The organism is Pseudomonas laurylsulfativorans (assembly GCF_002906155.1).
Taxonomy (GTDB): Bacteria; Pseudomonadota; Gammaproteobacteria; order Pseudomonadales; family Pseudomonadaceae; genus Aquipseudomonas; species Aquipseudomonas laurylsulfativorans.
In genome coordinates this window covers 94,528-104,898 of the sequence record NZ_MUJK01000016.1, presented here as the reverse complement: position 1 = coordinate 104,898, position 10,371 = coordinate 94,528, and the positions used below count along the sequence as shown (strand labels likewise).

The window sequence follows — 10,371 nt, the reverse complement described above, 5'->3', positions numbered from 1 at the left end:
AACGAAGCAAGCCTGCCGCAAATGCTCTGCGCCAGTTAAACTGCGCCTTTGCGACCCTATATGTCGCATTGCCGTAAACCCGGGAAAATCCGGGGTTTGCGCTATAAGAAGTTGTCGCTTGGCGGCAAGGCCGGGCCGAAAACTGTCCTTACAATCCTCACCAAGCTCGCCAGTTTCAGGCGAGTGTTTTCTCTTCAGGAGACTCCGATGTCCGTTGAGCACGCTGCGGTACAACGCGCCGATTTCGATCAGGTAATGGTTCCCAACTATGCGCCTGCCGCATTCATTCCTGTGCGTGGCGCCGGTTCCCGCGTTTGGGACCAGTCCGGTCGCGAGCTGATCGACTTCGCCGGCGGGATTGCCGTCAACGTATTGGGCCACGCGCATCCGGCGCTGGTCGGTGCCTTGACCGAACAGGCGAACAAGCTGTGGCACGTGTCCAACGTGTTCACCAATGAGCCGGCCCTGCGCCTGGCACATAAGCTGGTCGATGCCACCTTTGCCGAGCGCGCCTTCTTCTGCAACTCCGGCGCCGAAGCCAACGAGGCCGCCTTCAAGCTGGCCCGTCGTGTCGCGTTCGACCGTTATGGCAGCGAGAAGTACGAAATCATCGCCGCGCTCAACAGCTTCCACGGTCGCACCCTGTTCACCGTGAACGTCGGTGGTCAGTCCAAGTATTCCGATGGCTTCGGTCCGAAGATCACCGGTATCACCCATGTGCCGTACAACGATCTGGCTGCACTGAAAGCCGCCGTTTCCGACAAGACCTGCGCCGTGGTGCTGGAGCCTATTCAAGGTGAGGGCGGCGTACTGCCGGCCGACCTGGCTTACCTGCAAGGCGCTCGCGAACTGTGCAACGAGCACAACGCGCTGCTGGTGTTCGACGAAGTGCAAACTGGCATGGGCCGTACTGGCCACCTGTTCGCCTACCAGCATTACGGCGTGACGCCGGACATCCTGACCAGCGCCAAGAGCCTGGGCGGTGGATTCCCGATCGCCGCCATGCTGACCACCGAAGACCTGGCCAAGCACCTGGTTGTTGGCACCCACGGCACCACTTACGGCGGCAACCCGCTGGCGTGCGCTGTCGCCGAAGCCGTGATCGATGTGATCAACACCCCTGAAGTGCTGGCCGGCGTCAACGCCAAGCACGACAAATTCAAGGCGCGCCTTGAGCAGATCGGCGAAAAATACGGCCTGTTCACCCAGGTTCGTGGCCTCGGTCTGTTGATCGGCTGCGTGTTGAGCGACGCCTGGAAAGGCAAGGCCAAGGACATCTTCAACGCCGCCGAACAGGAAGGCCTGATGATTCTGCAAGCCGGCCCGGACGTGGTGCGTTTTGCCCCGAGCCTGGTGGTCGAAGACGCCGATATCGATGCCGGCCTGGACCGCTTCGAACGTGCTGCTGCAAAACTGACGCAAGCCTGATTCATGCAATAGCTCTCAGCGCCAATCGTTATGGATAGGCGTTGAGACAAATTTTCTGTGCCGGGCCTGCCCGAAGCGTTACCCCTGTAGGAGCCGGCTTGCTGGCGATGAGGCCCGAGAGCCTTGCGGCGATCAACCGGCCGCCATCGCTGGCGAGCCAGTTCCTACAAGGACGCAACGTCGGGCAAGTCCGGTATTTTTTCCTGTCGGCCAATCGGGTCGACCTGTTTCTTGATTAAGGAGTGACACCATGCTGGTGATGCGCCCCGCGCAAATGGCTGATCTGGGCGAGGTACAGCGTCTGGCTGCGGACAGTCCGATTGGTGTCACTTCCTTGCCGGATGACGTTGAGCGCCTGAGCGACAAGATCGCGGCAAGCGAAGCCTCGTTCGCCGCCGAAGTGAGCTTCAACGGTGAGGAAAGCTATTTCTTCGTTCTCGAAGACAGTGCCACCGGCAAGCTGGTCGGTTGCTCGGCCATCGTGGCGTCGGCCGGTTACTCCGAGCCGTTCTACAGCTTCCGCAACGAAACCTTCGTGCACGCCTCCCGCGAGTTGAAGATTCACAACAAGATCCACGTGCTTTCCCAGTGCCACGACCTGACCGGCAACAGCTTGCTGACCAGTTTCTACGTGCAGCGCGATCTGGTGGGTTCGCCGTGGTCGGAACTCAACTCCCGTGGCCGTTTGCTGTTCGTGGCCAGCCATCCGGAACGCTTTGCCGATTCCGTGGTGACCGAGATCGTCGGCTACAGCGATGAAAACGGCGACTCGCCATTCTGGGACGCTATCGGTCGCAACTTCTTCGACCTCAATTACGCCGAAGCCGAGCGTCTGTGCGGCCTGAAGAGCCGGACATTCCTCGCCGAACTGATGCCGCATTACCCGATCTACGTGCCCCTGCTGCCGGACTCCGCGCAAGAAGCGATGGGCCAGGTGCACCCGCGGGCGCAGATCACCTTCGACATCCTGATGCGCGAAGGCTTCGAGACCGATCACTACATCGACATTTTCGACGGTGGCCCGACCTTGCATGCGCGTGTCTCGGGGATACGTTCGATCGCGCAGAGCCGTGTGGTGCCGGTGAAGATCGGCGAGCCGGTCAAAGGTGTCGGTCGCCAGTATCTGGTGGCCAATGCCCAGTTGCAGGACTACCGCGCGGTCATGCTCGAGCTTGACTACGCGCCGGGTAAACCGGTGACCCTGGACCTGGAAGCGGCCGAAGCTCTGGGCGTCGGTGAAGGTGCCAGCGTGCGCCTGGTGGCGGTTTAACGCCTGCTTTAATCCCTAAGGCATTGCCTGGAAAGCAGCGAAGTTTCACGGGTGGCGCAAGCGGCCCGTTTGAGGAGATAGCATGATCGTTCGTCCCGTACGCAGCAGCGATTTACCCGCTCTGATCGACCTGGCCCGCAGCACCGGCACCGGCCTGACTACCTTGCCGGCCAACGAAGAGCGGCTGGCCCATCGGGTCGGCTGGGCCGAGAAGACCTTTCGCGGCGAAGCCGGGCGGGGCGATGCGGACTACCTGTTCGTGCTCGAAGATGACGACGGTCGCGTGGTGGGCATTTCCGCCATTGCCGGCGCCGTCGGCCTGCGTGAGCCCTGGTACAACTTCCGGGTCGGTCTGACGGTCAGCGCTTCGCAAGAGCTGAACATCTATCGCGAAATCCCGACGCTGTTCCTGGCCAACGACCTGACCGGCAACTCCGAGCTGTGCTCGCTGTTCCTGCACGCCGATTACCGCAGCGGCCTCAACGGCCGCATGCTGTCCAAGGCACGGATGCTGTTCATCGCCGAATTCCCGCAACTGTTCGGCAACAAGATCATTGCCGAAATGCGAGGTGTTTCCGATGAAGCCGGGCGTTCGCCGTTCTGGGAAAGCCTGGGCCGGCACTTCTTCAAGATGGAGTTCAGCCAGGCCGACTACCTGACCGGTGTGGGCAACAAGGCGTTCATCGCCGAACTGATGCCGAAATTCCCGCTGTACACCTGCTTCCTGTCGCCGGATGCACGCAATGTCATCGGTCAAGTGCACCCGGATACCGAGCCGGCGTTGGCCATGCTCAAGGGCGAAGGTTTCAGCTACCAGGGCTACGTCGACATTTTCGACGCAGGTCCTGCCATCGAGTGCGAAACAGGCAAGATCCGCGCCGTGCGTGACAGCCAGGCACTGGTGCTGGCCGTCGGCACGCCGGGTGACGACGCCACGCCATTCATCATCCACAACCGCAAGCGTGAAGACTGCCGCATGACTGCTGCGCCGGCACGTCTGGCCGCCGGCACCCTGGTGGTCGATCCGCAGACCGCCAAACGTCTTCAACTCAACGCTGGCGATCAAGTGCGCGCCGTGGCGTTGTCCGCAGCTCGGGAGTCGAAATAATGAAGTCGCTTTACATCGCAGGTGAATGGCTGGCCGGTCAGGGCGAAGCCTTCGAGTCGCTGAACCCGGTGACCCAGCAGGTGCTGTGGTCCGGCGTCGGTGCCACCACCGCTCAGGTCGAGTCGGCTGTGCAAGCGGCGCGTCAGGCGTTCCCGGGTTGGGCGCGGCGTACCCTGGAAGAACGAATCTCGGTGCTGGAAGCCTTTGCCGCCGCGCTGAAAAATCATGCGGACGAACTGGCTCGCACTATTGGCGAAGAAACCGGTAAACCCCTGTGGGAAGCGGCGACCGAAGTCACCAGCATGGTCAACAAGATTGCCATCTCGGTGCAGAGCTACCGCGAACGTACCGGTGAGAAGAGCGGTCCGCTGGGCGACGCCACCGCTGTACTGCGACACAAGCCCCACGGTGTGGTGGCGGTGTTTGGTCCTTACAACTTCCCCGGCCACTTGCCGAACGGCCACATCGTGCCGGCACTGCTGGCGGGTAACAGCGTGCTGTTCAAACCGAGCGAACTGACGCCGAAAGTCGCCGAACTGACGGTCAAGTGCTGGATCGAAGCCGGTCTGCCGGCGGGCGTGTTGAGCCTGCTGCAAGGCGCACGCGAAACCGGCATCGCCCTGGCGGCGAACCCGGGCATCGACGGACTGTTCTTCACCGGTTCCAGCCGTACCGGTAATCACCTGCACCAGCAGTTCGCCGGCCGTCCGGACAAGATCCTGGCGCTGGAGATGGGTGGTAACAACCCGCTGGTGGTCGATCAGGTCGTCGATCTGGACGCCGCGGTGTACACCATCATCCAGTCGGCCTTCATCTCTGCTGGCCAGCGCTGCACCTGTGCCCGCCGCTTGCTGGTGCCACAAGGCGCCTGGGGCGATTCACTGCTGGCGCGCCTGGTGGCGGTCAGCGCGACTCTCTCAGTCGGTGCCTTCGATCAGCAACCGGCGCCGTTCATGGGCTCGGTGGTCTCTCTCGGCGCAGCGAAAGCGCTGATGGATGCACAGGAACATCTGCTGGCCAATGGCGCTGTGACGCTGCTGGAAATGACTCAGCCACAGGCTCAATCTGCCTTGCTGACCCCGGGCATTCTGGACGTGACCGCAGTCGCCGATCGTCCTGACGAAGAGCTGTTCGGCCCGTTGCTGCAAGTGATCCGCTACGCTGATTTTGAAGCGGCAATCACTGAAGCCAACGACACGGCCTACGGTCTGGCCGCCGGTCTGCTGTCGGACTCCGAAGCGCGGTACCAGCAGTTCTGGCTGGAAAGCCGTGCCGGTATCGTCAACTGGAACAAGCAACTGACCGGTGCGGCAAGCAGCGCGCCATTCGGCGGCGTCGGCGCCTCGGGCAACCATCGCGCCAGCGCCTACTACGCGGCGGATTACTGCGCGTACCCGGTGGCCTCGCTGGAAACGCCGAGCCTGGTGTTGCCTGCCACTCTGACGCCTGGCGTGAAGATGGCGTAACGCCCATTCGCGGGCAAGCCCGCTCCCACAAGGACTGCGTCGAACACAAGATTTGTGAACACTGCTGAACCTGTGGGAGCTGGCTTGCCAACGATCGGCCGCGAAGCGGCCGCCAATTCTTTGTTACTGATGCCTATAAAAAACAGATTCGTGGAGCCTCGCTGATGAAATCCTATGAAGTCAATTTTGACGGTCTAGTGGGGCCGACCCATAACTACGGCGGCCTGTCCTACGGCAACGTCGCGTCCCAGAGCAACAGCCAGCAATCTTCCAACCCCAAGGAAGCGGCGCTGCAAGGCCTGGCAAAGATGAAAGCGCTGATGGAAATGGGTTTCCAGCAAGGCGTGCTGGCACCGCAAGAGCGCCCGGATGTGGCTGCACTGCGTCGTTTGGGCTTTGGCGGCACTGACGCGCAAGTGATCGAGCGCGCTGCCAAAGACGCGATGCCGCTGCTGGTGGCCAGTTGCTCGGCGTCGAGCATGTGGGTGGCCAACGCCGCTACCGTCAGCCCGAGCGCTGACACAGCTGACGGCCGTGTGCATTTCACCGCCGCCAACCTCAACTGCAAATATCACCGCAGCATCGAACACCCGACCACCAGCCGCGTGCTGGGGGCGATGTTCGCTGACCAGCAACACTTTGCCCACCATGCCGCCTTGCCGGCCGTGGCGCAGTTCGGTGACGAAGGCGCGGCCAACCACACGCGTTTCTGCCGCGAGTACGGCGAAGCCGGCGTTGAGTTCTTCGTGTTCGGCCGCAGCGCGTTCGACACCCGCTACCCGGCACCGCAGAAGTACCCGGCGCGCCAGACCCTCGAAGCGTCCCAGGCCGTTGCCCGTTTGCACGGCTTGAGCGATGACGGTGTGGTCTACGCCCAGCAGAACCCGTCGGTGATCGATCAGGGCGTGTTCCACAACGACGTGATCGCCGTCGGCAACGGTGAAGTCCTGTTCTATCACGAGGACGCGTTCCTCGAGACCGAAAAGATGCTGGCCGAGCTGCAGAGCAAACTCGCCAAAGCCGGTGGGAAATTTCAGTCGATCTGCGTACCGCGTTCCGCGGTAAGCGTGGAAGATGCGGTTCGTTCCTACCTGTTCAATAGCCAACTGCTGTCGCGTCCTGACGGCTCCATGCTGTTGATCGTGCCGGAAGAATGCCGTGGCAATGAGCGTGTCTGGCAGTATCTGCAGGGTTTGACCAGCTCCGGCGGGCTGATCCGCGAAGTGAAAGTCTTCGATCTCAAGCAGAGCATGCAGAACGGCGGTGGCCCGGCTTGCCTGCGGTTGCGTGTCGCACTCAACGAAACCGAACTGGCGGCCGTCAACCCAGGGGTTATCATGACGGCACCGTTGTACGGCACTCTGACCGAATGGGTCGAGAAGCACTACCGCGACCGCATGACCGAAAACGATCTGGCGGACCCGCAATTGCTGCTTGAGTGCCGGACGGCACTGGATGAACTGACGCAAATCCTTAAACTGGGCGCGGTTTATCCATTCCAGATCAATTGATCGACGGCGCGCTGCCTTGCATGGCAGCGCGTCGCTTCATCTCAAACGAGAGCGTAAAGACATGAGCGATACCCTGCAGCTGATCCTTGAAGACACCGACGGCACGCAACTGGAGACTTCCTGCACCCGCGTCGCGGTCCTGTGGCAAGGCAAAGAGCTGTGGATCCAGCAGGACGGCCGTGGTCAGTTGCTGATCGGCGTGGACGTCGAAGAAGGCGATGCTGAATACGCCAACCTGCTGCTGCGCCCATTGGCGACTAATCTGGTAAGTCTGCAACTGGAGATGGAACCTGCCGACCTCACCGACGAGGACCACGTTCACGGCCCGGATTGCAATCACGATCACTAAGGAAACCGCTCTATGCTCGCCCTCGGCAAACTGCTTGAACTGACCCTCGCCGGCCGCGAACCGGCGGAGAAGACTCAACTGACTGTCGAAGGCGTGCGCATGCGCTGGTTGAGCGAAGGTGCGCTGGAAGTCCGGCCGCCTGAAGCTCGTGACAATGGCCTGGACCTGCTGCTGTCGGCGGGGATCCACGGCAATGAAACAGCGCCGATCGAGCTACTCGATCGCCTGTTGCACGACATCGCCCGCGGTGACTTGAAACCGCGTGCACGAATTCTGTTCCTGTTCGGCAATCCTGAAGCGATTCGCAAAGGCGAGCGTTTTATCGAGCAGGACGTCAATCGGCTGTTCAATGGCCGTCACGAACAAAGCAGCGGTTCCGAAGCCCTGCGCGCCTGTGAACTGGAGCGTCTGGCCGCCAGTTTTTTCAGCCTGCCGGACCGTCAGCGTCTGCACTACGACCTGCACACGGCCATTCGTGGCTCGAAAATCGAGCAGTTCGCCTTGTACCCTTGGAAAGAAGACCGCCAGCATTCGCGTCAGGAACTGGCGCGTCTGCGCGCCGCCGGCATGGAAGCGGTGTTGCTGCAGAACAAGCCGTCCATCGTGTTCAGCTCCTACACCTACGACAAGCTCGGTGCCGAGGCCTTTACCCTGGAATTGGGCAAGGCGCGGCCGTTCGGGCAGAACGCCGGGGTCAATGTCTCGCTGCTGGAGGCGCGCCTCAAGCAGATCATCGAGGGCACCGAGCCGGAACTGACTGAAGCGGCACTGGACGGTTTGCAGCTGTACAGCGTGGCACGGGAAATCATCAAGCACAGCGACAGCTTCCGCCTGAACCTGCCAGCGGACATCGAGAATTTTTCGGAGCTGGAAGTGGGTTACCTGCTGGCGGAAGACATCGCCAACACCCGCTGGATCATCGAGGAAGAGGGCGCCCGGATCATCTTCCCGAATCCCAAGGTGAAGAATGGTTTGCGTGCTGGCATCCTGGTCGTACCGACCACCGACGAAAACCTGGCCTGACACAGATCCTCTTTAGGAGCCGGCTTGCCGGCGATATCGGTGTGTCAGTCAACAAATCAGTCAACTGACAGTCCGCGATCGCCAGCAAGCCGGCTCCTACAGGTCTGTATTTAGACCGCTAGCGCACGCGGCTCGCTGCGGCGCAGAGTGCGGATCTTGCTCAGCGTATCCGCACACGTCTTCGCTGCTTCCTGGCCTTTGTGCAGGAAATGCTCGAAGAAGAACTTCTGGTGCTCTTCGCCGGCATGGAAGTGGTGCGGGGTCAGGGACACCGAGAACACCGGCACTTCGGTTTCCAGCTGAACCTGCATCAGGCCGCTGACCACCGATTGGGCGACGAACTCGTGACGGTAGATCCCGCCGTCCACCACCAGGGCGGCCGCGACGATGCCGGAATAACGACCGGTCTTGGCCAGCAACTTGGCGTGCAGGGGCATTTCAAAGGCGCCGCCGACTTCGAAGAAGTCGATGTCGGACTCCTGATAGCCCTGGGCGATCATTTCGGCGACGAAGCCTTTACGGCTCTGATCGACTATTTCCTTGTGCCAGCAGGCCTGGATGAACGCTACGCGCTCGCCATGAAGGTGTTTGCTTTTGCTGTCGATTGCGGTGGGTTGCATGTTCTGACTCCTGTTTGTGTGAAAAACAGGGCGTTATGAATCGAAGGGGATCTGAGGGTGCGCACGCTTGCACGAATGCCTGCGGACGGCCCTTTGGTGCCAATCCCGTTCTCTCTTCATCCGGACTATGACCGTCGGCCCCGGGATCACACCGGGTCTGCTGACCTTGCTGTCAGGCACTGCCGAAGCCGTGCTGCCATCAAGCGCTCGCGGGCTATGCGCATTTCGCGCAATTACCGCCGGTGGGGAGTTGCACCCCGCCCTGAGAACGTTTTTTGCCGCCGGAATGTTTGGCGGCGCAGCGTTTTTATCACATATTTCCGATATGCGCATGACCCCTTTTGGATGATTGTCATCGACTTTTCCGTTGGTTTAATCGGCCTTTTCCTACTCAAGGGTTGATTAATCGTCGCCATGCCCGCAGTAATTCTTTCCTGAAAGGGACTTCCCCCTGCTTACCGAGGCCAGATTCATGAGCGTTATCGATCTTCGCAGCGACACCGTCACCCAACCTTGCGCCAGCATGCTCGACGCGATGGCCAAGGCCGCCACCGGCGATGATGTGTATGGTGAAGATCCGACGGTCAATCACCTGGAAGCCGAACTGGCCAAGCGCCTGGGGTTTGCCGAGGCGCTGTTCGTGCCGACCGGGACCATGAGCAATCTGCTGGGCTTGATGGCCCATTGCGATCGCGGTGACGAGTACATCGTCGGCCAGCAGGCCCACACTTATAAGTACGAAGGTGGTGGAGCAGCGGTGCTCGGCTCGATCCAACCGCAGCCGCTGGACGTGCAGGCCGATGGTTCGCTGGACCTGGCCCAGGTTGCGGCCGCGATCAAACCTGACGACTTCCATTTCGCCCGCACCCGCCTGCTGGCGTTGGAAAACACCATGCAGGGCAAAGTCCTGCCGCTGGAATACCTGGCCCGGGCGCGCAGTTTTACCCGCGAACAGGGTTTGCAGTTGCACCTGGACGGCGCTCGCCTGTACAACGCGGCGGTGAAGCTGGGTGTCGATGCCCGGGAAATCACCCAGTATTTCGATTCGGTCTCGGTGTGCCTGTCCAAAGGCCTGGGCGCACCGGTCGGTTCGGTGCTGTGCGGCTCGGTCGAGCTGATCGGTAAGGCCCGGCGCCTGCGCAAGATGGTCGGTGGCGGTATGCGTCAGGCCGGTGTTCTCGCGGCGGCGGGCCTGTATGCGCTGGATAACAACGTTCAGCGCCTGGCCGATGACCATGCCAACGCGCAATGGCTGGCCGAAGGCCTGCGTGCGGCGGGCTTCGAGGTCGAGCCGGTGCAGACCAATATGGTATATGTGCAGATGGGCGACCAGGCCGAGGCGCTCAAGGCCTTTGCCGCCGAACGCGGGATCAAGCTCAGTGCCGCCGCTCGTCTGCGCATGGTCACCCACATGGACGTCAGCCGTGCGCAAATCGAGCAAGTCGTCGCGACATTCGTCGACTTTTCGCGCAAGTGATAGCGTTAGCGCTTCAATTGACCGTTTCTATCGTATAAACACGCTGTACCCCGCGCGCAGGGCCGATATAATGCGGCCCTTTGCCGTCGCTTCGTCTGTTGACGTTTCGAACAGGCCTT

At 61.2% G+C, this 10,371-nt stretch carries 9 protein-coding genes and 1 riboswitch; of the genes, 8 read left to right on the top strand and 1 reads right to left on the bottom strand.

Annotated elements, in window-relative coordinates:
• Positions 1-207 precede the first annotated feature (207 nt).
• From B0D71_RS28985 to astE, 7 genes are all read left to right on the top strand, one after another.
• Entirely contained in the window at positions 208-1,428 is a 1,221-nt protein-coding gene (locus tag B0D71_RS28985) for an aspartate aminotransferase family protein (RefSeq protein WP_103397757.1), read from the top strand.
• 250 nt (positions 1,429-1,678) lie between these two features.
• Complete coding sequence (gene aruF / locus B0D71_RS28980) at positions 1,679-2,698, top strand: arginine/ornithine succinyltransferase subunit alpha (RefSeq protein ID WP_007971023.1); 1,020 nt, start codon at positions 1,679-1,681, stop codon at positions 2,696-2,698.
• Between the two features lie 82 nt (positions 2,699-2,780).
• Entirely contained in the window at positions 2,781-3,806 is a 1,026-nt protein-coding gene (astA, locus tag B0D71_RS28975) for an arginine N-succinyltransferase (RefSeq protein WP_103397756.1), read from the top strand.
• Positions 3,803-5,272: a succinylglutamate-semialdehyde dehydrogenase gene (gene astD, locus B0D71_RS28970; RefSeq protein WP_165798765.1), complete on the top strand. Its 1,470-nt coding sequence runs from the start codon at positions 3,803-3,805 to the stop codon at positions 5,270-5,272. The genes astA and astD overlap by 4 nt, the downstream gene beginning before the upstream one ends.
• A 164-nt stretch (positions 5,273-5,436) precedes the next feature.
• Complete coding sequence (gene astB, locus B0D71_RS28965; RefSeq protein ID WP_103397754.1) at positions 5,437-6,783, top strand: N-succinylarginine dihydrolase; 1,347 nt, start codon at positions 5,437-5,439, stop codon at positions 6,781-6,783.
• A gap of 61 nt (positions 6,784-6,844) precedes the next feature.
• Positions 6,845-7,132, top strand: a complete 288-nt coding sequence (locus B0D71_RS28960) for a topoisomerase II (RefSeq protein ID WP_103397753.1) — start codon at positions 6,845-6,847, stop codon at positions 7,130-7,132.
• Positions 7,133-7,144: 12 nt separating this feature from the next.
• Positions 7,145-8,155 carry a succinylglutamate desuccinylase gene (astE, locus tag B0D71_RS28955; RefSeq protein WP_103397752.1) on the top strand — a complete coding sequence of 337 codons (1,011 nt, stop codon included), beginning with the start codon at positions 7,145-7,147 and terminating at the stop codon, positions 8,153-8,155.
• Between the two features lie 110 nt (positions 8,156-8,265).
• On the opposite strand, the gene B0D71_RS28950 is transcribed toward astE, so the two are convergent.
• Positions 8,266-8,775 (bottom strand): 6,7-dimethyl-8-ribityllumazine synthase, encoded by a 510-nt coding sequence (locus B0D71_RS28950; protein ID WP_103397751.1) that lies wholly within the window; start codon positions 8,773-8,775, stop codon positions 8,266-8,268.
• A 103-nt stretch (positions 8,776-8,878) separates the two neighbouring features.
• Positions 8,879-9,049: riboswitch (FMN riboswitch) on the bottom strand.
• A 198-nt stretch (positions 9,050-9,247) separates the two neighbouring features.
• On the opposite strand from B0D71_RS28950, the gene ltaE reads away from it, so the two are divergent.
• The gene (gene ltaE / locus B0D71_RS28945) at positions 9,248-10,252 is read left to right on the top strand and encodes a low-specificity L-threonine aldolase (protein ID WP_103397750.1); all 1,005 of its coding nucleotides are present in this window, start codon (positions 9,248-9,250) and stop codon (positions 10,250-10,252) included.
• Positions 10,253-10,371: the final 119 nt, after the last annotated feature.

Coding starts and splice junctions, on each gene's coding strand:
- astE (WP_103397752.1), top strand. CDS start 7,145: ATGCTCGCCCTCGGCAAACTGCTTGAACTGACCCTCGCCGGCCGCGAA.
- B0D71_RS28985 (WP_103397757.1), top strand. CDS start 208: ATGTCCGTTGAGCACGCTGCGGTACAACGCGCCGATTTCGATCAGGTA.
- B0D71_RS28960 (WP_103397753.1), top strand. CDS start 6,845: ATGAGCGATACCCTGCAGCTGATCCTTGAAGACACCGACGGCACGCAA.
- ltaE (WP_103397750.1), top strand. CDS start 9,248: ATGAGCGTTATCGATCTTCGCAGCGACACCGTCACCCAACCTTGCGCC.
- aruF (WP_007971023.1), top strand. CDS start 1,679: ATGCTGGTGATGCGCCCCGCGCAAATGGCTGATCTGGGCGAGGTACAG.
- B0D71_RS28950 (WP_103397751.1), bottom strand. CDS start 8,775: ATGCAACCCACCGCAATCGACAGCAAAAGCAAACACCTTCATGGCGAG.
- astB (WP_103397754.1), top strand. CDS start 5,437: ATGAAATCCTATGAAGTCAATTTTGACGGTCTAGTGGGGCCGACCCAT.
- astA (WP_103397756.1), top strand. CDS start 2,781: ATGATCGTTCGTCCCGTACGCAGCAGCGATTTACCCGCTCTGATCGAC.